The 20,297-nt window shown below is 72.3% G+C and carries 21 protein-coding genes and 1 tRNA gene; 10 read left to right on the top strand and 12 right to left on the bottom strand.

The features are described from left to right. Positions 1 to 16: 16 nt before the first annotated feature. The 7 genes from H4F90_RS00715 (at position 17) to galU (ending at position 6,571) form a co-directional block, all read left to right on the top strand. Positions 17 to 865: a SirB1 family protein gene (locus tag H4F90_RS00715; RefSeq protein ID WP_182660511.1), complete on the top strand. Its 849-nt coding sequence runs from the start codon at positions 17 to 19 to the stop codon at positions 863 to 865. A gap of 12 nt (positions 866 to 877) precedes the next feature. Beyond that, positions 878 to 1,939, top strand: a complete 1,062-nt coding sequence (locus tag H4F90_RS00710; RefSeq protein WP_182660509.1) for an AI-2E family transporter — start codon at positions 878 to 880, stop codon at positions 1,937 to 1,939. Continuing rightward, positions 1,929 to 2,657 (top strand): DnaA regulatory inactivator Hda, encoded by a 729-nt coding sequence (gene hda, locus H4F90_RS00705; RefSeq protein WP_328700784.1) that lies wholly within the window; start codon positions 1,929 to 1,931, stop codon positions 2,655 to 2,657. The genes H4F90_RS00710 and hda overlap by 11 nt, the downstream gene beginning before the upstream one ends. A 67-nt stretch (positions 2,658 to 2,724) precedes the next feature. Next, the gene (locus tag H4F90_RS00700) at positions 2,725 to 3,408 is read left to right on the top strand and encodes an HAD family hydrolase (protein WP_182660507.1); all 684 of its coding nucleotides are present in this window, start codon (positions 2,725 to 2,727) and stop codon (positions 3,406 to 3,408) included. Then, the gene (pcnB, locus tag H4F90_RS00695; protein ID WP_182660505.1) at positions 3,405 to 5,054 is read left to right on the top strand and encodes a polynucleotide adenylyltransferase PcnB; all 1,650 of its coding nucleotides are present in this window, start codon (positions 3,405 to 3,407) and stop codon (positions 5,052 to 5,054) included. The genes H4F90_RS00700 and pcnB overlap by 4 nt, the downstream gene beginning before the upstream one ends. Before the next feature lie 15 nt (positions 5,055 to 5,069). Continuing rightward, positions 5,070 to 5,588, top strand: coding sequence for a 2-amino-4-hydroxy-6-hydroxymethyldihydropteridine diphosphokinase (gene folK, locus H4F90_RS00690; protein ID WP_182660503.1), 519 nt, complete (start codon positions 5,070 to 5,072; stop codon positions 5,586 to 5,588). Between the two features lie 110 nt (positions 5,589 to 5,698). Then, positions 5,699 to 6,571, top strand: a complete 873-nt coding sequence (galU, locus tag H4F90_RS00685; protein ID WP_182660501.1) for a UTP--glucose-1-phosphate uridylyltransferase GalU — start codon at positions 5,699 to 5,701, stop codon at positions 6,569 to 6,571. 53 nt (positions 6,572 to 6,624) lie between these two features. Here galU and H4F90_RS00680 read toward each other — a convergent pair whose 3' ends face one another. Both H4F90_RS00680 and cysM read right to left on the bottom strand, forming a co-directional pair. Then, on the bottom strand, positions 6,625 to 6,852 hold the full coding sequence (locus tag H4F90_RS00680; protein ID WP_182660498.1) for a sulfurtransferase TusA family protein: 228 nt from the start codon (positions 6,850 to 6,852) through the stop codon (positions 6,625 to 6,627). A 63-nt stretch (positions 6,853 to 6,915) separates the two neighbouring features. After that, complete coding sequence (gene cysM, locus H4F90_RS00675; protein WP_182660496.1) at positions 6,916 to 7,821, bottom strand: cysteine synthase CysM; 906 nt, start codon at positions 7,819 to 7,821, stop codon at positions 6,916 to 6,918. Positions 7,822 to 7,916: 95 nt separating this feature from the next. Between cysM and H4F90_RS00670 the strand changes: the two genes are divergently transcribed. Continuing rightward, a tRNA-Leu gene (locus tag H4F90_RS00670) sits at positions 7,917 to 8,001 on the top strand. A gap of 66 nt (positions 8,002 to 8,067) precedes the next feature. After that, the gene (locus tag H4F90_RS00665) at positions 8,068 to 8,649 is read left to right on the top strand and encodes a rhomboid family intramembrane serine protease (RefSeq protein ID WP_235971897.1); all 582 of its coding nucleotides are present in this window, start codon (positions 8,068 to 8,070) and stop codon (positions 8,647 to 8,649) included. Positions 8,650 to 8,680: 31 nt separating this feature from the next. Here H4F90_RS00665 and H4F90_RS00660 read toward each other — a convergent pair whose 3' ends face one another. After that, positions 8,681 to 9,598 (bottom strand): NAD-dependent epimerase/dehydratase family protein, encoded by a 918-nt coding sequence (locus tag H4F90_RS00660; protein WP_182660491.1) that lies wholly within the window; start codon positions 9,596 to 9,598, stop codon positions 8,681 to 8,683. Positions 9,599 to 9,788: 190 nt separating this feature from the next. On the opposite strand from H4F90_RS00660, the gene H4F90_RS00655 reads away from it, so the two are divergent. After that, positions 9,789 to 10,817, top strand: coding sequence for a CDP-6-deoxy-delta-3,4-glucoseen reductase (locus tag H4F90_RS00655; RefSeq protein WP_182660489.1), 1,029 nt, complete (start codon positions 9,789 to 9,791; stop codon positions 10,815 to 10,817). 45 nt (positions 10,818 to 10,862) lie between these two features. Here the strand turns inward: H4F90_RS00655 and H4F90_RS00650 are convergent, their stop codons facing one another. The 9 genes from H4F90_RS00650 to H4F90_RS00610 all read right to left on the bottom strand — a co-directional run bounded on the left by H4F90_RS00650 (position 10,863) and on the right by H4F90_RS00610 (position 20,235). Then, a complete protein-coding gene (locus H4F90_RS00650; protein ID WP_182660487.1) occupies positions 10,863 to 11,201 on the bottom strand; it encodes a hypothetical protein in 339 nt (112 codons plus the stop codon). A gap of 83 nt (positions 11,202 to 11,284) precedes the next feature. Continuing rightward, a complete protein-coding gene (locus tag H4F90_RS00645) occupies positions 11,285 to 12,007 on the bottom strand; it encodes an ABC transporter ATP-binding protein (RefSeq protein WP_182660486.1) in 723 nt (240 codons plus the stop codon). Positions 12,008 to 12,035: 28 nt separating this feature from the next. Next, positions 12,036 to 12,842, bottom strand: a complete 807-nt coding sequence (locus tag H4F90_RS00640) for an ABC transporter ATP-binding protein (RefSeq protein WP_182660484.1) — start codon at positions 12,840 to 12,842, stop codon at positions 12,036 to 12,038. Further along, on the bottom strand, positions 12,839 to 13,972 hold the full coding sequence (locus tag H4F90_RS00635) for an ABC transporter permease subunit (RefSeq protein WP_182662927.1): 1,134 nt from the start codon (positions 13,970 to 13,972) through the stop codon (positions 12,839 to 12,841). Before H4F90_RS00635 ends, H4F90_RS00640 begins: the two co-directional genes overlap by 4 nt. Before the next feature lie 13 nt (positions 13,973 to 13,985). Next, complete coding sequence (locus H4F90_RS00630; RefSeq protein WP_182660482.1) at positions 13,986 to 14,909, bottom strand: branched-chain amino acid ABC transporter permease; 924 nt, start codon at positions 14,907 to 14,909, stop codon at positions 13,986 to 13,988. A 281-nt stretch (positions 14,910 to 15,190) separates the two neighbouring features. Beyond that, positions 15,191 to 16,546: a replication-associated recombination protein A gene (locus H4F90_RS00625; RefSeq protein WP_182660480.1), complete on the bottom strand. Its 1,356-nt coding sequence runs from the start codon at positions 16,544 to 16,546 to the stop codon at positions 15,191 to 15,193. 28 nt (positions 16,547 to 16,574) lie between these two features. Continuing rightward, positions 16,575 to 17,225, bottom strand: coding sequence for an outer membrane lipoprotein chaperone LolA (lolA, locus tag H4F90_RS00620; RefSeq protein WP_182660478.1), 651 nt, complete (start codon positions 17,223 to 17,225; stop codon positions 16,575 to 16,577). Next, the gene (locus H4F90_RS00615) at positions 17,222 to 19,522 is read right to left on the bottom strand and encodes a DNA translocase FtsK (RefSeq protein WP_182660476.1); all 2,301 of its coding nucleotides are present in this window, start codon (positions 19,520 to 19,522) and stop codon (positions 17,222 to 17,224) included. Before H4F90_RS00615 ends, lolA begins: the two co-directional genes overlap by 4 nt. Before the next feature lie 44 nt (positions 19,523 to 19,566). Further along, the gene (locus tag H4F90_RS00610) at positions 19,567 to 20,235 is read right to left on the bottom strand and encodes a Crp/Fnr family transcriptional regulator (protein WP_182660474.1); all 669 of its coding nucleotides are present in this window, start codon (positions 20,233 to 20,235) and stop codon (positions 19,567 to 19,569) included. Positions 20,236 to 20,297: the final 62 nt, after the last annotated feature.

Genomic DNA, 20,297 nt, shown 5'->3' with positions numbered 1-20,297 from the left:
CCCTACACTCGGCCGCATGCAGTTTGTCGCGCCGACCGCCCTCGACTACTTCGCCAGCCTGGTGGCCGACGACGCCTCCTTCGCCCTGATGGAGGCCGCCGTCGCCGTCGCCCAGGACGAGGAGCCCCAGCTCGACACCCAGGCCGTGCTGGCCGAGATCGACGCGCTGACCGAACGACTGCAGCGCCGCCTGCCCGCCGACAGCTCGCCGATCCAGCGCCTGCGCCTGCTGAACCGCTACTTCTTCCAGGACCTGGGATTCGCCGGCAACGTCAACGACTACTACGCCGTCGACAACAGCTACATCCACCGCGTGCTCGCGCAGCGCAGCGGCATCCCCATCACCCTGGCCCTGCTCTACATCGAGCTGGCGGGCGGCATCGGCCTGCAGGCGCGCGGCATCTCCTTTCCGGGCCACTTCCTGATCAAGGTGAAGATGCCCCAGGGCGAGGTGGTGATCGACCCCTTCAGCGGCCGCTCGCTCTCGCGCGAGGACCTCGACGAGCGGCTGGCGCCCTTCAAGCGCCGCCGCGGCCTGGTCGACGACATGGACATGCCCCTGGGTCTCTTCCTGCAGCCGGCCACGCCGCGCGAGATCGTCGCCCGGCTGCTGCGCAACCTGAAGGAGATCCACCGCAGCGCCGAGGACTGGCCCCGCCTCGTGCAGGTGCAGGACCGGCTGGTCTGCCTGCTGCCCGACGAACCCGGCGAGCGGCGCGACCGCGGCCTGGCGCGGGCCGAGATGGGCCAGGACGCGGCCGCCGCGGAGGATCTGCGCAGCTACCTGGCCGCAGCCCCCGAGGCGGACGATGCCGATGCCCTCCGCGAGCGCCTGCGCGAGCTCGGTCCGCCGCCGCTGCACTGAAGGATCGCTGCGATGAGCCTGAACCGTGCGCAGCGGCAAGGCCTGGCCTGGCTGGCCGTGGCCAGCCTGTCCGTGCTGCTGCTGGCCCTGCTGGGGCCGGTGCTGACCCCTTTCCTGGTGGCCGCCGTGCTGGGCTATGCCCTGCATCCGGTGGTCGAGCGCCTGGTGCAGCGGCGCGTGCCGCGGGTGCTGGCGGTGCTGGGGGTCGAGGCCCTGGCCCTGCTCAGCCTGCTGGCCATCGCCCTGCTGATCGTGCCCATCCTGCTGCGCGAGATTCCGGCGCTGCGCGAGCAGATCCCCGAGCTGCTGGCCCGCGCCTGGGCCTGGGCCGGCCCGCGCCTGGCCGCCGCCGGCCTGCCGGTGGACCCGGACCCGGCAGGCCTCAAGCGCAGCGTGCTCGACCTGCTGAACGCCAATGCCGAGGACTGGCTGCTGCCCCTGCTGCGCTCGGCCCAGCTCGGCGGCAGCGTGGTGCTGGCCTGGGTGGGCACCGCCGTGCTGCTGCCGGTCGTGCTGTTCTACCTGCTGATGGACTGGCCGCAGCTCGTCGCCCGCAGCCAGGCCATGCTGCCGCCGCGCTACCGCGAGGCCGTGCTGGGCTTCGCCGCGGAATGCGACCACGTGCTGGGCCAGTACCTGCGTGGCCAGCTGCTGGTGATGCTGGCCCTGGCCGTCTTCTACGCCCTGGCACTGGCGCTGACCGGGTTGGAGCTGGCCCTCCCGGTCGGCGTGTTCACCGGCCTGGCGGTGGCCATTCCCTACATCGGCTTCGGCCTCGGTCTGGCCCTGGCCCTGCTGGCCGGGCTGCTGCAGTTCGGGCCCGGCGGGGCGCTGGCCGCGGTGGCCGCTGTCTACGCCGTCGGCCAGCTGCTGGAGAGCTTCGTGCTCACGCCGCGCCTGGTGGGCGAGCGCATCGGCCTGCATCCGCTGACGGTGATCCTCGCGCTGATGGCCTTCGGCCACGTCTTCGGCTTCGTCGGCGTGCTGGTCGCGCTGCCGGCCAGCGCGGTCGGCGTGGTCGCACTGCGCCGCCTGCGGCGCTGGTATCTGGAGAGCCCGCTGTATGGCGCCTGAGCTTCGGGCCGCCCGCGGGGCCGCCGGGCCGATGCGGCAACTGACCTTGCCCATCGCGCCCGGCCCCGCGCCGCGCTTCGAGAATTTCCGCATCGGGGCGAATGCCGCGGCCCTGCCGGCGCTGCAGGCCCTGCTGCACAGGCCGCGTCCGTCGACGCCGCTGATGCTGTGGGGCCCGGCCGGGAGCGGCAAGAGCCACCTGCTGCATGCCGTCGAAGCCGCACTGGCGGAAACCGGCCACCGTGCAGGCCGGCTCGATGCCGGCGGCCCCCTGCCTGCCGGCTGGGACGAGCGCTGGGCGCTGCTGATCCTCGACGGCGCCGAAGCCCTGGACCCGCTGCGCCAGCATGTGGCCTTCACCCTCTTCGTCGAGGCCAGCACGCGCGGCCTGCCGGTGCTGAGCGCCGCGCGCCTGCCGCCGGTCGACCTGCCGCTGCGCGAGGACTTGCGCAGCCGCCTGGGCTGGGGTCTGGTCTTCCAGCTTCAGCCGCTGGCCGATGCCGAGGTGCGCGAGGTGCTGCGCGACGAAGCCGCACGGCGCGGTCTGAAACTGCAGGACGAGGCCATCGACTGGCTGCTGCTGCGCCAGGCGCGCGATCTCGGCACGCTGATGGACCTGCTCGACCGGGTCGACGCCTACGCGCTGGAACACCAGCGCGCGGTCACCATCCCCCTGCTGCGTGCGATGCTCGGGGGTTGGACGGAGACGCCGGACTGAGCCCTGCTCCCCGCGACCGCCCCCGACCCGCACCGCCGCCTGCCCCGCCGCATGCCGGCTGCCGACGATGAACCTGACGCTCTTCGACCTCGACCTGACCCTGCTCCCGCTGGATTCCGACCACGCTTTCGGCGGCTTCATGATCCAGCTCGGCTGGGCCGACGGCGCCGATTTCCAGCGCCGCAACGACCGCTTCTACGCCGACTACCAGGCCGGCACGCTGGACATCCACGCCTACGTGGATTTCGCCACCGCCAGCTGGCGCCGCCGGCCGCAGGCCGAATTCGCGGCCGTGCAGGCCCGCTTCATGGCCGAGGTGATCGGCCCGGCGATCCGCCCGGCGGCGCGCGCACTGGTCGAGCGGCACCGCGCTGCGGGGGACCGCCTGGCCATCGTCACCGCCACCAACGAGGGCGTGACCCTGCCGATCGCCCGTGCCTTCGGCGTCGACACGCTGATCGCGATCGATCTGGAGCGCGGCCCGGACGGCCAGCCGACCGGCCGCATCGCCGGCACGCCCTCCTTCCGCGAGGGCAAGGTCGAGCGCATCGACGCCTGGCTGGCCGCCGAGGGCCTGCGGCGCGCGGATTTCGAGCGCATCACCGTCTACAGCGATTCGATGAACGACCTGCCGATGTTCGAGATCGCGACCGAGCCGGTGGCCACCAACCCCTCGCCCGCCCTGGCCGCGCACGCCGCGGCCCGTGGCTGGCGCGTGCTGAACCTGTTCGACCAGGACAACGACAAGTGATCAAGAAGCTGATCGACAAGCTGCTGGGCAAGGGGGCAGGCCAAGCCGTCGCCGGCCGCCCCGCCGCGCCGCCGGTGCCGCTGCGCCCGCGCGCCGAGGACCGCCGCGAGATTCCCGCCAGCGAGCACCGCATCGACCCGAAGCTGCTCGACGAACGCGCGGTGCGCGTGGTCGAAACCCTGCAGCAGGCCGGCCACGAGGCCTACATCGTCGGCGGCGCCGTGCGCGACCTGCTGCTCGGCCTGCGGCCCAAGGACTTCGACGTCGCCACCGACGCCACGCCCGAGCAGGTCAAGGGCCTGTTCCGGCGCGCCTTCATCATCGGCCGGCGCTTCCGCATCGTGCACGTGATCCACGGCCGCGGCCGCGAGCACGAGGTGATCGAGGTCTCGACCTTCCGCGCCCTGCTCGACAGCGCCGACGCCGCCACCGTCCACGGCAACGAGAAGACCGCCAAGCGCGAGCTGGAAGGCCGCCTGGCCGGCCAGGGCCACGTCGTCGATGCCAGCGGCCGGGTGCTGCGCGACAACGTCTGGGGCCCGCAGCACGAGGACGCGGCGCGGCGCGACTTCACCGTCAACGCCATGTACTACGACCCGGTACGCCAGATCGTGGTGGACTACCACGGCGGCTACGCCGACGCGCGGGCGCGCCGGCTGCGCATGATCGGCGATCCGGCCACCCGCTACCGCGAGGACCCGGTGCGCATCGTCCGCGTGATCCGCTTCGCGGCCAAGCTGGGCTGCGGCATCGACGAGGCGACCCGCGCCCCCATCGTCGAGATGGCCGCCCTGCTGGACAACGTGCCGGCCTCGCGGCTCTTCGACGAGATGATCAAGCTGCTGCAGACCGGCCACGCCCTGGCCTCGGTCGAGCAGCTGCGCGCCTTCGGCCTGCACCGCGGCGTCTTCCCCATCCTCGACGTCGCGCTCGACGACCGCAGCCCCCAGCCCGCGCGCGACCGCTTCGTGCAGCTGGCCCTGGCCGACACCGACCGGCGCGTCGGCGAAGGCAAGCCGGTCGCGCCCGGCTTCCTGCTCGCATGCCTGCTCTGGCACGAGGTGCAGGGCCGCTGGCAGGACCGCCGCGATGCGGGCGAGCCGGTCTTCCCGGCGCTGCAGGCGGCCATCGACGAGGTCTTCGAGGCCCGCATCGGCGACATCTCCGGCCGCGGCAAGCTGGCGGCCGACATGCGCGAGATCTGGTCCATGCAGCCGCGCTTCGACAAGCGCAGCGGCAGCGGCCCGCTGGGCCTGGTCGACCAGCCGCGCTTCCGCGCCGGCTTCGACTTCATGCGCCTGCGCGCCGAGGCCGGCGAGATCGATCCGGCCCTGGCCACCTGGTGGGAGGCCTTCTCCCAGGCCCGGCTGGACAACGACAACGAAGCCCAGAACGACCTGCTGCGCGAAGCCCGCCAGCACGAGGAGAACAGCCGCCGCGCCGCGCAGCGCAGCGGCGGCCGCGTGCGGCGCGTGCCGGGTCCCCGCAGCGAGAACGCGTCCGCCAGCCCCGACGCGGCCGGCGAGGAGAGCGCCGGTCCGGAGGACGCATCGGGCGTGGACGGCGAGGCCCCGGCCCGCAAACGCCGCCGGCGGCGCCGCAAGCCGGGCGCCGCCGGTGCGGCCGACGCGCCGGCTGGCGACTGAGGCCGGGCGCACCACATGGACGCAGCCAAGCCGGTGCCCTGGCGTGCCGCCATCGGTCTGGGGGCCAATCTGGGCGAAGCCCGCCAGACGCTGCGCGAGGCCGTGGCTGCGCTGGCCGGGCAGGCCGGTGTGCGTCTGCTCGGCCTGTCCTCGCTCTACGCCAGCGCGCCGGTCGATGCCCAGGGCCCGGACTTCCTCAATGCCGCCGTCCTGCTGGAGACGACGCTGAGGCCGCTGGCCCTGCTCGACGCGCTGCAGGCCCTGGAGCTGGCGCACGGTCGCCTGCGCCCCTACCGCAATGCACCGCGCACCCTGGATCTGGACCTGCTGCTGGGCGAGACGGCGAACGGCACGCTGCTGACCATCGACCATCCGCGCCTGAGCCTGCCGCACCCGCGCTGGGACCAGCGGGCCTTCGTGCTGCGGCCGCTGGCCGAGCTGCTGCCCGCCCAGGTCCCGGCCGCGGCCCTCGCGCGTGTGCAGGATCAGGCGATTCGCATCGCAGAAGCCGGGCCGGCCTGGGGCTTGGCGTAAAAACTGCGTGCCAGAATGGGCCGCCCCATGATGGGGCCGTGCCTGGCGGCGCAGGTCGCCCGCACCCTCCCCTGAATCCCTACTGCCTGCAGGCTCGACCTGCCCCCACCATGCGCGTCAAAAAGGCCATCTTTCCCGTCGCCGGTCTCGGCACGCGTTTCCTGCCCGCCACCAAGGCGATGCCCAAGGAAATGCTCCCGGTCGTCGACAAGCCGCTGATTCAGTACGCCGTCGAAGAGGCTTATGCCGCGGGTATCCGGCAAATGATCTTCGTGAATGGTCGCAACAAGCGTGCGATTCCCGATCATTTCGACACGGCTTATGAACTGGAAGCCGAGCTCGAGAATGCCGGCAAGAAGGAATTGCTGGACGTCGTCCATTCGATCAAGCCGGACGACATGGAGTGCATCTACATCCGCCAGCCGAAGGCCCTGGGCCTGGGCCACGCGGTGCTGTGCGCGGCCTCGGTGGTGGTCAACGAGCCCTTCGCCGTGCTGCTGGCCGATGACTTGATGGTTGGCGAGAAACCCATCCTCAAGCAGATGGTCGAGCAGTATGAGGAATGGCGCGCCAGCATCCTGGCGGTGCAGGAAGTGCCGCAGGAACACACCAAGCGTTACGGCATCGTCGCCGGCACGCCGGTGAATGACCGGGTGATGGATGTCAGCCACATCGTCGAGAAACCGTCGCCGGACAAGGCGCCTTCGCGTCTGGGCGTGGCCGGCCGCTATGTGCTGAGCTACGACGTGTTCGACGAAATCCGTCGCCAGCCGCGCGGCGTGGGCGGTGAAATCCAGCTGACCGACGGCATCGCCGGGCTGCTGCGCCGCCAGAAGGTGTTTGCCTACCGCTACGAGGGCAAGCGCTATGACTGTGGCAGCAAGGAAGGCTTCCTCGAAGCCAATGTGGAGCTGGCGCTCGCCCACCCGACGCTGGGCCCGGGCTTTCGCGACTACCTGACGACGCTCGCCCAGGGCCTCTGAGCCCCTCACCCTGCGGGCGGCGCCGGGCCGGCGCCGGGCCGCAGGGCCGCGCCTCAGCGGCGGCGCAGCACGTGGACGAACTCGGCGCCTGCGCTCTGCTGCTCGACCAGCTCGTTGCCGGTCTGGCGCGCGAAGGCCTGGAAATCCCGGACCGAACCGGGATCGGAGGCCAGCACCCGCAGGGCCTGGCCGCTGCTCATGTCCGCCAGGGCCTTCTTGGCCTTGAGGATGGGCAGCGGGCAGTTCAGTCCGCGGGTGTCGATTTCCTTGGCAATCTCCATGATGGGCTCGCTCGGGCTCCGGGGGAGCCTGCAGTGTCGTGGGATGGACGGGGCGATGGAACCTCAGGCCGGGAAGACCCCGGTCGAGAGGTAGCGGTCGCCGCGGTCGCAGACGATGAAGACGATGGTGGCGTTCTCCACCGTCTCGGCCAGGCGCAGCGCGGCCGAGCAGGCGCCGGCCGCCGAGATGCCGCAGAACAGGCCCTCCTCGCGGGCCAGGCGGCGGGCCATGTCCTCGGCCTCCGCCTGATCGACCTCGATCAGCTCGTCGACGCCGGCCGGCTCGTAGATCTTCGGCAGATAGGCCGCCGGCCACTTGCGGATGCCGGGGATGCGTGAGCCGTCGCTGGGCTGGGCCCCGACGATGCGCACCGCCGGGTTCTGCGCCTTCAGGTAGCGCGAGACCCCGGTGATGGTGCCGGTCGTGCCCATCGCGCTGACGAAGTGGGTGATCTGGCCCTCGGTGTCGCGCCAGATCTCCGGGCCGGTGGTCTCGGCATGGATGCGCGGGTTGTCGGCATTGGCGAACTGGTCGAGCACGCGGCCCTTGCCCTCGCGCTGCATCTGGTCGGCCAGGTCGCGGGCGTACTCCATGCCACCGCCCTTGGGGGTCAGCACCAGCTCGGCGCCGAAGGCCTTCATGGTCTGCGCACGCTCGATGGAAAGGTCCTCCGGCATGATGAGGATCATGCGGTAGCCCTTGATGGCGGCCGCCATGGCGAGGGCGATGCCGGTGTTGCCGGAGGTGGCCTCGATCAGCGCGTCGCCGGGACGGATGTCGCCGCGCTCCTCGGCGCGCTGGATCATGCTGAGCGCAGGCCGGTCCTTGACCGAGCCGGCCGGGTTGTTGCCTTCGAGCTTGCCGAGGATCACGTTGCCGCGGCGGGCTTGGGCCTCGCCGGGCAGGCGCTGCAGCCGGACCAGCGGCGTGTTGCCGATCACGGCATCGAGGGTCGGATAGAGGGGCATGGCAGAGGGCGTCCTTCGGGTGCCGGATTGTGCCCGCCCCGCTGCGGACGCGCGGGTATCATGCACCCCTCGCAAGCAAGCCCGCTCCGCATCCTCCCCGGGTGGCGAAATCGGTAGACGCAGGGGACTCAAAATCCCCCGCCGCAAGGCGTGCCGGTTCGAGTCCGGCCCCGGGGACCATCTCCTGACCCGCCGTGCCCCGCGCACGGACCGCCTGGCCGACCGGCCCGCGAGACCATGCCCCCGATGCCCCCGATCACCAAGGCGCTGATCCTGGCCTGCGTCGGCTTCTTCTGTGCCAGCCTGCTGCTGCCGCCCTGGTTCGAGGGCCTGCTGGCCTTGTGGCCGCTGGCCACCGGCAACTTCCAGCCCTGGCAGCCGATCAGCTATGCCTTCCTGCATGGCAGCCCGGGCCACCTGCTGTTCAACATGCTCGGCCTCTGGAGCTTCGGCAGCGAGCTGGAACGCCTCTGGGGCGGGCGCCGCTACCTGCACTTCCTGATCGCCAGCGTGCTGGCCGCGGCGGTCGTGCAGCAGCTGTGGACGGCGCTGATCGGTTCGCCGGTGCCGACGGTCGGCGCCTCGGGCGGCCTGTTCGGTCTGCTGCTGGCCTTCGGCATGCTGTTCCCGAACCGGCAGATCATGATGCTGATCCCGCCGATGCCGATCAAGGCCAAGCACTACGTGATGATCTTCGGCGGCCTGGAACTGCTGCTCGGCTTCAGCGGCGGCAGCGGCATCGCCCACTTCGCCCACCTGGGCGGCATGCTGGGCGGTTTCCTGATGTTGCGCTACTGGCGCGGCCAGCCGCCCTTCGGCCGGCGCTGAAGCCGGCGCCAAGGCCGGGCCGGCCGCGGACTCAGCCGCCGGCGGCCGGCGGCAGGGCGTCGAGCACGGTCGGGTAGCGCAGCTTCAGGCGCAGCTCGCGCTTCATGCGGCCGTTGTCGAGCCGGCGGGACTCCGACAGGAAGCTCATCGTCATCGGCGACAGCCGGGCCTGCGCCTCGGCCCGGCTCAGGCGCGGCGGGCGTGGCAGGCCGCAGCGCTCGGCCACCGCATCGAAATGGTCGCCCATCGGCAGCTGGCCGTCGTCGCTGATGTGCAGCGCGCGCGGCTTGCGGCCGAGGAAGAGCGCGCGCAGGCAGGCGCGGGCCAGGTCGTCGGCATGGATGTGGTTGGTGTGGACATCGTCCTGCCGCTGCAGCACCGGGCTGCCGCGGGCCACGCGCTCGCGGGGATCGCCGCCTTCACGGTCGAGCGCGTAGATGCCGGGGATGCGCAGCCGTGCCAGGGCCACGCCCCGCTGGCGGCTCCAGTCGCGCAGGCGCTGCTCGGCCGCGACGCGGCGGCGCGCACGGTCGGAGGCCGGGCGCAGCGGGCGGGTCTCGTCAAAGAAGGCGCCGCCCGCGTCGCCGTAGACCCCGGTGGTGCTGCCGTAGACCGCCGTGTGCAGGCCGCCGCGACGGCCCAGGGCGCGCAGCAGCGCGGCGGTGCGCGGATCGTCCTCGCCCTGGCCGGGCGGCGGGGCCAGGTGCAGCAGGCGCGGCGCCAGGCCCGCCAGGCGGCCGAGGCTGGCGGGATCGTCCAGATCGCCCAGCAGCGGCCGCAGGCCGGCGGCGCGCAGCTGGGGCCGGCGCGCGGGCTGTGAGCTGAGCGCGATCACCCGCAGCCGCCCGGCCAGCAGGCGGGCCACGCGCAGGCCGACATCGCCACAGCCCACGATGAGGACGCGGCTGCGGCGGAACACGGCAGGACGGGTTGGCGGAGGCGTGGGCATGGGATCGGCAAAGAGGAGCGCGCTTGGGCACGCGGGACCGGTCGTCTCGCGCCGAGCGGGCGCTCGATCAGGCGCTGAGCCCCTTGGCCGCCCGGCCCGGGCAGGGCGATCGCCGGCCCGGCCGGGCCACCCGGACCCGCGGGGGCACAATCGCGCCCGTTCGAAATCGACAGGGTTCGAGGATAACCAGATGAGCTTCACCGTCACGCTGCAGCCCAGCGGCCGCCAGTTCCAGGTCGCCCGCGACGAGCCCGTGCTCGCCGCGGCCATCCGCGAGGGGGTGGGCCTGCCCTATGGCTGCCGCGACGGCGCCTGCGGTTCCTGCAAGAGCCGGCTGCTCGAGGGCCGGGTGATCCACGGCGCCCACCAGCTCAAGGCCCTGACGGTGGAGGAAGAGGAAGCCGGCTGGATGCTGAGCTGCTGCGCGGCACCGCAGTGCGACCTGGTCATCGAGGCCCGCAGCGTGCCCGGCGCCGGCGAGTTCCCGGTCCAGAAGGTGCCGGTGCGCGTGCGCTCGCTGGACAAGCCCACGGCCGACGTCGCCATCCTGCACCTCCAACTGCCGGCCACCACCCGCTTCCAGTACCACCCGGGCCAGTACGTCGAGTTCATCCTGCGCGATGGCGCGCGGCGCAGCTACTCGATGGCCAATGCGCCGGCGGCCGAGGGCGCCGCCGCCGATGCCGGCCTGGAGCTGCACATCCGCCACATGCCGGGCGGCAAGTTCACCGACCATGTGTTCGGGGCGATGAAGGAGAAGGACATCCTGCGCATGGAAGGCCCCTTCGGCAGCTTCTACCTGCGCGAAGGCAGCAAGCCCATCGTGCTGCTGGCCTCGGGCACCGGCTTCGCGCCGATCCAGGCCATCGTGCAGCAGATGCGCGCCAAGGGCATCGACCGCCCGGCCGTGCTGTACTGGGGCGGGCGCCGCGCAGCCGACCTCTACCGTGACGCCTGGGCGCGCGAGGCGGCGGCGACGATGCCGAACCTGCGCTACGTGCCGGTGCTGAGCGAAGCCGAGCCGGGCTGGACGGGGCGCACCGGCTTCGTCCACGAGGCGGTGATGGCCGACCTGCCGGATCTCTCCGGCCACGAGGTCTATGCCTGCGGCGCGCCGGTGATGGTCAGCGCCGCGCAGCGCGACTTCATCCTGCAATGCCGCCTGCCCGACGAGGCCTTCTTCGCCGACAGCTTCACCAGCGAAGCCGACAAGGCCTGAGCGGCCGCCCGGCGGACGGCGGCCCCAGGCCGCCGGGCCAGCGGTTCAATCCGGCGTGTCGCCGCCCTCCTCGGCCGGCACGGCCAGGGCCTGGCGCGCAAGCTCCTCCTCACTGAGCCCGGGCGCCGGGGCCGCGCCCGCGGCCTGCACGCGCAGCTCCTCGATCAGCTCGGGCGTCGCTTCGGCCAGGCCGAGCAGCAGCTCGTCGAAACCCGGGTGCGGGCCGGGCCGTTCCGCGTGATCGAGCGGCACCGGATGCAGGCCGACCGGGTCCAGCACCGGCAGGCGCACGGCAGCCAGCTCCAGCTGCTCGTCGACGATGCGGGCCAGCACCCCGTCCGGTGCGGCGGGCTGGGCGGACAGGGACGGAAACAAGCGGTTCATGGCGTGATCCTCCGGTCGGCAGGTGACGTCCTCAGTGTGCGCCGCCGGCACGCGGCGCGCCAGCCGGACCGCCCCGGGGCCCCTCAGGCGCCGAGGTAGGCGGCCTGCACGCGCGGATCGGCCAGCAGCTCGGCCGCGGGGCCCTGCATGCCCAGCTCGCCCGACTCCATCACATAGCCGCGGTCGGCCAGGGCCAGGGCGCGGCTGGCGTTCTGCTCGACCAGCAGCACGGTGGTGCCGCGGGCGTGGATGTCGGCGATCACTTCGAAGATGCGATCCACCATGATCGGCGCCAGGCCCATGGAGGGCTCGTCGAGCAGCAGCAGCTCGGGCCGGGCCAGCAGGGCGCGGCCCATGGCCAGCATCTGCTGCTCGCCGCCCGAGAGCGTGCCGGCCAGCTGCTGGCGGCGCTCTTGCAGGCGCGGGAAGCGGGCGAAGACTTCGGCCAGGTCGGCCTCCACGCCGGCCGCATCGCGGCGCAGGTAGGCGCCCATGCGCAGGTTCTCGTCGATGCTCATGCGGGTGAAGGTGCCGCGGCCCTCGGGCACCATCACCAGGCCGGCACGCACGCGGTCCCAGGCGCCCTGCCCGGCCAGGTCCCGGCCCTTGAAGCGGATGCGGCCGGCCTGCGGCGCGAGCAGGCCGGTCAGGGCCTTGAGCGTGGTCGTCTTGCCGGCGCCGTTGGCACCGATCAGGCAGACCAGCTCGCCCGGCCGCACCTGCAGGCTCAGGCCCTTGACGGCCTGGATGCCGCCATAGGCGACGCGCAGGTCCTCGACGTCGAGCAGGGGCTCGGGCAGGCTCATCGCGTGGGCCTCGTGCAGGGCATGGGCTTCATGCAGCGGTGGGCACGGCCGTGTGGCCGGCACCGAGGTAGGCCTCAATCACCCGCGGGTCGCGCTGCACCTCGGCGGGGCGGCCGTCGGCGATGACCTTGCCGTGGTCCAGCACGGTCACGGTGTCGCACAGACCCATGACCAGCTTCACGTCGTGCTCGATCAGGAGCACGGTGCAGCCGTCGTGGCGGATGCGGTCGATCAGGGCGCGCAGGGTGAGTTTCTCGGTCGCGTTCATGCCGGCCGCCGGCTCGTCCAGGGCGAGCAGCTTGGGCTCGGTGGCCAGGGCGCGGGCGATCTCCAGCCGGCGCTGGTCGCCGTAGCTCAAGGTGCGGGCGCGGAGCTCGGCGTGGGCCGCCAGGCCCACATAGTCGAGCAGCTCGCGCGCGCGCTGGGCGATGGCGGCCTCCTCGCGGCGGAAGGCTGGCGTGCGCAGGATGGCGCCCAGCAGCCCGGAGTGGCTGCGCGCATGGCGCCCGACCATCACGTTCTCCAGCGCGCTCATGTCGGCGAAGAGGCGGATGTTCTGGAAGGTGCGGGCGATGCCGGCGCGCGCGACCTCGTGCACCGCCGTCGGCTTGTAAGCCCGGCCATCGAGCAGGAAGCGGCCGGCATCGGGCGCGTAGAGGCCGGTGATCAGGTTGAAGAAGGTCGTCTTGCCGGCGCCGTTGGGGCCGATCAGGCCGTGCACGGTGCCGCGCTGCACGCGCAGCCCCACCCCGCCGAGCGCCTGCAGGCCGCCGAAGCGCTTGCTGGCGTCCTGCACCTCCAGCAGCGGGGCGGCAGCGTCCGGGGCCGCGCTCATGGCGAGCCCCCGGGGCCGGGCCGCGGCAGCTTGCCATGCTCGGGCGCCGGCCACAGGCCGCGCGGGCGCAGCAGCATGATGCCGATCATCGCCAGGGCCACCATCAGCTGGCGCAGGATGGCCGCATCCAGCCGGCCGCCGCTCAGGGCCTGCAGCGGGCCGGCCACATAGCGCAGCACCTCGGGCAGCGCGGCCAGCAGCACGGCGCCGACGATCACGCCCGGCAGGTGGCCGAGGCCGCCCAGCACCACCATGGCCACGATCAGCACCGATTCGTGCAGCGAGAAGGATTCCGGCGAGACGAAGCCCTGGAAGGCCGCGAACAGCACGCCCGCCACGCCGCCGAAGGTGGCGCCCATGCCGAAGGCCAGCAGCTTGAGGTTGCGCACATTCAGGCCCATGGCCTTGGCGGCGATCTCGTCCTCGCGCATGGCCATCCAGGCGCGGCCGATGCGGCTCTTCTCCAGCCGCACGCAGACGATCACGCTCAGCACCGCCATCAGCAGGAAGAGGTAGTAGTAGAGCGTGACCGAGGCCAGGGTGAAGCCCGCCACCTCCAGCGGCCGGCCGAGGTTGAGGCCGAAGACCCGCAGGGGGTCGATGGCCGACAGACCCTTGGGGCCGTTGGTCAGGTTGAGCGGCGCATCCAGGTTGTTCATGAACACGCGGATGATTTCGCCGAAGCCCAGGGTGACGATGGCCAGGTAGTCGCCGCGCAGCCGCAGCACCGGCGCCCCCAGCATCACCCCGGCCAGCGCGGCCAGCGCGGCGCCCAGCGGCAGCACCAGCCAGACGGGGGTGTGCAGGCCGTGGGGCAGCAGCGCGGCGATCGCGGGGAAGGTCTCGAAGAGATGCGGGCTGGCGAGCAGCGCGAACATGTAGGCACCGACCGCATAGAAGGCCACATAGCCCAGGTCGAGCAGGCCCGCATAGCCCACCACGATGTTCAGGCCCAGGGCCAGCAGCACGTAGAGCAGGGCCGTGTCGAGGATGCGCACCCAGGCATTGCCGAAGCCCTGCGCGACCAGCGGCAGCACCAGCAGCAGCACGGCGCTGCCCAGGAAGACGGCGAGGCGGCGCCGCGCCGGATCGGCGGGCAGCAGGCGGGTGGCCCGGTCGGTGAGGCGCATCATGGCCGGGCCTTCATGCACGGTCGGCCACGCGCTCGCCGAGCAGGCCCTGCGGCCGCAGCGTCAGCACCAGGATCAGCACGATGAAGGCGAAGATGTCCTGGTAGTGGCTGCCGAGCACACCGCCGGTCAGCGGGCCGATGTAGCCGGCACCGAGCGACTCGATCAGGCCCAGCAACAGGCCGCCGACCATGGCCCCCGGCAGGTTGCCGATGCCGCCGAAGACGGCCGCGGTGAAGGCCTTGAGCCCGGGCAGGAAGCCCATGGCATGCTGGACCGAGCCGTAGTTGCTGGCCACCATCACGCCGGCCAGCGCCGCCAGGGCGGCGCCGATGGCGAAGGTGGCGGCGATCACCGTGTCGGGCCGCACGCCCATCAGCGCCGCCACGCGCGGGTTCTCGGCCGTCGCACGCATCGCGCGGCCCAGGCGACTGCGGTGGATCAGCAGCATCAGGCCGGCCAGGGTCAGCGCGGTGACGCCGAGGATCGCGATCTGCGTGAAGGTGATGACCGCCCCGCCGACGTGGAAGACCTGGCTGGGCAGCAGCGTCGGATAGGGCTTGTAGCCCGGCTTCCACAGGATCATGGCCAGGGTCTGCAGCAGCAGGCTGACGCCCATGGCGGTGATCAGCGGCGCGAGCCGCGGCGCATCGCGCAGCGGCCGGTAGGCCAGGCGCTCGATGGCCACGTTCAGCACCATGCACACGCCCATGGCCACGGCCAGCGCGATCAGCAGCAGCAGCCCCCCGGGCAGGGCACCGGGGCCGATCAGGGTGATGACCGTCCAGCTCACCATGGCACCGACCATCAGCACCTCGCCATGGGCGAAGTTGATCAGGTTGATGATCCCGTAGACCATGGTGTAGCCCAGGGCCACCAGCGCATAGATGCTGCCGAGGACCAGGCCGTTGATGATCTGCTGGAGGAAGATGTCCATCGCGTGGGTTGGGGCGCGGGCCGGGAGGGCGGAGCCCGCAGGAGGCCCGCGAAAGCAGCCGAGCAAGAAGCCCGCCGCCCCCTGGGGGGCTGCCCTGGCCCGGAGGCGGCGCGAGTGTAGCGGCGGGTTCCGGCGTCCCCGGCCCGGGTCCGCCCGCTGGACAGCGGCGGGAAGGTGAGGGCCCGGTCGTGGTGCGGCCCGGCCCTCCGCCGTGCGCCCCAGCGGGGGCCGGCCGGCCGGTCGGCAGCCGAGCCGGCACGCGACCCGCAGGCCCTGGGGACTCAGCCCCTGCGCTTGCGGGCCTCGGCGTCGAGCTGGCGCAAATGCGCGAGCTTCTCGCCGATCTTGAGCTCCAGGCCGCGCGGCACGGGCTCGTAGAAGCGCGGCTCGGCCAGACCCTCGGGAAAGTAGCGCTCGCCGGCGGCGTAGGCCTCGGCCTCGTCGTGGGCGTAGCGGTAATCCTTGCCGTGCTCGAGCTGCTTCATGAGCTGCGTGGGCGCATTGCGCAGGTGCAGCGGCACGGGCCGGCTGCCGTCCTGCTGGACCAGGCGGCGCGCGGCCTTGTAGGCGGTGTAGACGGCATTGCTCTTGGGCGCGACGGCCAGGTAGATCACCGCCTCGGCCAGGGCCAGCTCGCCTTCCGGGGAGCCCAGGCGCTCGTAGGTCTCGACCGCATCCAGGCACAGGCGCAGGGCGCGCGGGTCGGCCAGGCCGATGTCCTCGGCGGCCATGCGGATCAGGCGGCGGCCGATGTAGCGGCCGTCGGCGCCGCCATCGAGCATGCGCACCATCCAGTAGAGCGCGGCGTCGGGGCTGGAGCCGCGCACGCTCTTGTGCAGGGCGGAGATGCTGTCGTAGAAGGCGTCGCCGCCCTTGTCGTAGCGACGCAGCTGGGCGCCGAGCAGCTTCTCCAGCAGGGCCGCGTCGATGCTGGCGGTGCCGCGCGGCAGCAGGGCCACCACGTTCTCGTAGGTGTTGAGCAGGCGGCGGGCGTCCCCGTCGGCATAGCCGATCAGCCGGGCCTGGGCCTCGGCGGCCAGCGGCGGCGCGTCCAGCAGGGCGCGGCCGCGTTCGAGCAGCACGGCCTGGTCGGCTTCGCCCAGGGGCTGCAGCACGTGCACGGTGGCGCGCGAGAGCAGGGCGGCATTGACCTCGAAGCTGGGGTTCTCGGTGGTCGCGCCGATGAAGGTGAAGAGCCCGCTTTCGACATGCGGCAGGAAGGCGTCCTGCTGGGCCTTGTTGAAGCGGTGCACCTCGTCGACGAAGACGATGCAGCGGGCCGCGGGCGCGGCAGGCGCGGCGGCGGCGCTGAGCAGGTCGGGGGCCGCGGCCGCGCTGACGCCGCGGGCGGCCTGGGCCTGCTCGACCGCTTCGCGGATGTCCTTCACGCCGCCGAGCACGGCCGAGATGGCGATGAAGCGCGCGCCGAAGGCCTCGGCCGTGAGCCGCGCCAGCGTGGTCTTGCCGGTGCCGGGCGGGCCCCAGAGGATCATGGAATGCAGGCGCCCGGTCTCGAAGGCCACGCGCAGCGGCTGGCCGGGGCCGAGCAGCTGCGGCTGGCCGATGACCTCGTCGAGGTGCCGCGGCCGCAGGCGTTCGGCCAGCGGGGCAGCGGGATCGGGGCGGACGGCAGCCAAGGGCGCAGACCAGGCGGGGCGCGCGGCCTCAGGGCCGGATCACGTCCGCGCCCTTGGGCGGCGTGAAGCGGAAGCGCTCGGCCGCCAGCACCGGATTGCTTTCCACCGCGCTGAAGACGATGCGCGAGCGCTGGCCGAAGGCGTCGAGGATCTCGATCTCGCTCAGCGCCTTGCCGCGAAAAGCGATCTTCAGGCTCTGGATGCCGCTGTCGCCGACACGCGGGGTGGCGCGCAGCCACTGCTGGCCGTCGGCATCGGGCAGGGCTTCGAGCTTGAAGTCCTTGTCGACCTTGCCGCCGGCCAGCAGGGCCGCCGGGGTCGCGCCCAGGGCCTGGTTCATGGGCCGCACGGTGACCTGGTCGAGGTCCAGGTCGTGCAGCCAGACCTGCTGGCCGTCGCCGACGATGAGCTGCTCGAAGGGCGCTTCGTAGGCAAAGCGGAAGCGGTTGGGCCGCATGAACTCGAAGCGGCCGCTGCTGCGCTTGACCTTGCTGCCGTCGGGCGAGCTGACGGTCTGGGTGAAGCTGGCACGGCCGGTCTTCACCTCGTCGACGAAGGCCTGCAGCGTGCCCAGGGCATCGGCACGGGCCGGCAGGGCGGCCGCCAGCAGCAGGCCGCAGGCGCCGGCCAGCAGCAGGCGGCGGGGGGTGGACGGGGCGGGGGGGCGAAGGGTCTTCATGCGGATTCGTCGCGGCGCGGCACGATCAGGTCGCGGTTGCCGTTGGTGGACATGGCCGATACGAGTCCGGACTTCTCCATCTGTTCCAGCAGCCGGGCCGCGCGGTTGTAGCCGATGCGCAGGTGGCGCTGCACCAGCGAGATGGAGGCCTTGCGGTTCTGCAGCACGATGGCGACGGCCTGGTCGTACATCGGGTCGGATTCGCCCTCGCCGCCCCCGCCCAGGCCGGTGGCATTGCTGTCGTTGCCGTCCTCGCCGTCGAGCGTGCCGCCTTCGAGGATGCCCTCGATGTAGTTGGGCTCGCCCTGGCTCTTGAGGTAGTCGACCACGCGGTGGACTTCCTCGTCGCTGACGAAGGCGCCGTGCACCCGCACCGGCAGGCCGGTGCCGCTGGGCATGTAGAGCATGTCGCCCATGCCCAGCAGGGCCTCGGCGCCCATCTGGTCGAGGATGGTGCGGCTGTCGATCTTGCTGCTGACCTGGAAGGCGATGCGCGTGGGGATGTTGGCCTTGATGAGGCCGGTGATCACGTCCACGCTGGGCCGCTGGGTGGCCAGGATCAGGTGGATGCCGGCGGCGCGCGCCTTCTGCGCCAGGCGGGCAATCAGTTCCTCGATCTTCTTGCCCACGACCATCATCAGGTCGGCCAGCTCGTCGATGACGATGACGATGTGCGGCAGGCGCTCCAGCGGCTCGGGCGCCTCGGGCGTCAGGCTGAAGGGGTTGGGCAGCCGTTCGCCGCGCTCGCTGGCCTCGTCGAGCTTCTTGTTGTAGCCGGCGAGGTTGCGCACGCCCATCTTGCTGAGCAGCTTGTAGCGCCGCTCCATCTCGCCCACGCCCCAGTTGAGCGCGTTGGCGGCCTGCTTCATGTCGGTCACGACCGGGCAGAGCAGGTGCGGGATGGCCTCGTAGACGCTCATCTCCAGCATCTTCGGGTCGATCAGGATCAGCCGGACATCGCGCGCCTCGGCCTTGTAGAGCAGGCTGAGGATCATGGCGTTGATGCCCACCGACTTGCCCGAGCCGGTGGTGCCGGCCACCAGGCAGTGCGGCATCTTGGCCAGGTCGGCGACGACCGGGCCGCCGACGATGTCCTTGCCCAGGCCCATGGTCAGCAGCGAGGACGCGTCGTTGTAGGCCTGGGAGCCGAGGATCTCGGCCAGGCGGATGGTCTGGCGCCGCGCATTGGGCAGCTCCAGCGCCATGGTGGTCTTGCCGGGGATGGTCTCGACCACGCGGATCGACACCAGGCTCAGCGAGCGCGCCAGGTCCTTGGCCAGGTTGACGACCTGCGCGCCCTTCACGCCGGTGGCCGGCTCGATCTCGTAGCGCGTGATGACCGGACCGGGCGAAGCGGCAACCACGCGCACCTCGACGCCGAAGTCCTTGAGCTTCTTCTCGATCAGGCGGCTGGTCATCTCCAGCGTCTCGGGCGTGACCGTGGTCTGCGCGCCGGGCGCGGCATCGAGCAGGTCGACCTGCGGCAGCTTGGTGTCGCCCAGCTCGCGGAACAGCGGCTGCTGCTTCTCCTTCTGCACGCGCTCGGACTGCCGCAGTTCGGGCGGGGGCGGGTCGATCACGATCGGCGGCAGGGCGGGCAGCGAGGGCTCGCGGTCCAGGGCCAGCTCGACCTCGCGCTCGCGCAGGGCCTGCTCGCCCAGGCGGGCATCCTCGGCCTGCTCGACGCGGTGGCGGCGGTGCTCGCGCAGGCGCTCCAGGCCCGCGCCCAGGGCCTCGGCCACCCGCAGCCAGGAAAAGCCCAGGGCCAGCGGCAGCGCGGCCAGCAGCACGGCGATGCCCAGCGCGCCGGAGGCCGCGTGGCCGAAGGCGGTCAGACCGCCCCGGCCCAGCATCAGCCCGAGCACGCCGCCGCCCTGGGCACCGGGTAGCGCAGCCTCGAAGCGATAGAAGCGGGCCCATTCCAGCGCGCAGCTCGCGGCCAGCAGGGCGACCAGGCCCAGCAGGGTCGACAGGCTGGACCCCGGCGTGCGTCGCAGCAACGTGCGCAGGCCGACCGGCAACAGCCACCAAGCCGAATGGCCGAACAGGAAGAGCAGCAGGTCGGCCAGCCAGGCGCCCATCACCCCGGCCTGGTTGCGGACCGCCCCGCCCCCCTCACCGGAGGTGGACCAGGCCGCATCCAGCGGGCTGTGGCTGCCCAGGGCCAGGGCCAGCCAGAACAGGGCAATCAGGCCGAAGACACGCAGCAAGGGGCGTCGGGCACGCGAGGCGGGCGAGGCGCCCGCGGACTCCGCCGCAGCGGGGGCGGCCCCCAGCGATCCGAGGGGAAAACTCATGCGCGGATTGTGGCCGAAGCCCCCGCGCGGGCCGGCCGCCGACCTCAGGCGCGGGCCAGGCGCTCGCGCAGATTGACCGAGCCGTCGGCCTGGGTCTCGATGTAGCCACGCACCTCCAGATCCTTCATCACGCGGCTGACCATCTCGCGCGAGGCGCCGACGACCTTGGCCAGATCCTGGCGCGAGACCTTGTGGCGGATGCGCTTGAAGTCGCCGCCGTCCTCGGCCATGTCGATCAGCGAGCGGGCGACGCGGCCGTAGACATCCAGCAGGGCCAGCGATTCGATCTGGCGATCGGCCGCGCGCAGGCGCTCGACCAGGCCACGCAGGACGCCGTGGGCAAGGTTGCCCGCCTCGGGCAGGCAGCGCTGGAAAGTGGCCTGGTCGAGGAGGAGGACGTCCGAGGGCAGTTCGGCCCGCACGGTGGCTGAATGCGGGGCCTTGTCGATCAGGCTCATCTCGCCCAGATGCTGGCCGGGCTGCAGCACGGCCAGGATGACCTCGCGGCCGCGCGCCCCCACAGTGACGACCCGGGCGCGGCCGGTCAGCAGGATGTAGAGCGCGCTGTCCTGCTCGCCCTGGCGGACGATGGCCTCGCCGCGCTTGTAGCGACGCTTGACGACCGCCTCGGCAACGAGACGGGCCTGGTCGGACGAAAGCGCGGCAAACAGGGGCACGCGGCGGATCAGATCGAGGTTGGACAGCATGGCCACGATTGGCACTCCCAGGGGCGGACAAGAGAAGAACAGGGGCGGTCCGCCGGAGCGGGGCGAAG

This window comes from Aquariibacter albus (assembly GCF_014145335.1).
Taxonomy (GTDB): domain Bacteria; phylum Pseudomonadota; class Gammaproteobacteria; order Burkholderiales; family Burkholderiaceae_C; genus Aquariibacter; species Aquariibacter albus.
This window is presented reverse-complemented; position numbering and strand designations above follow the sequence as displayed.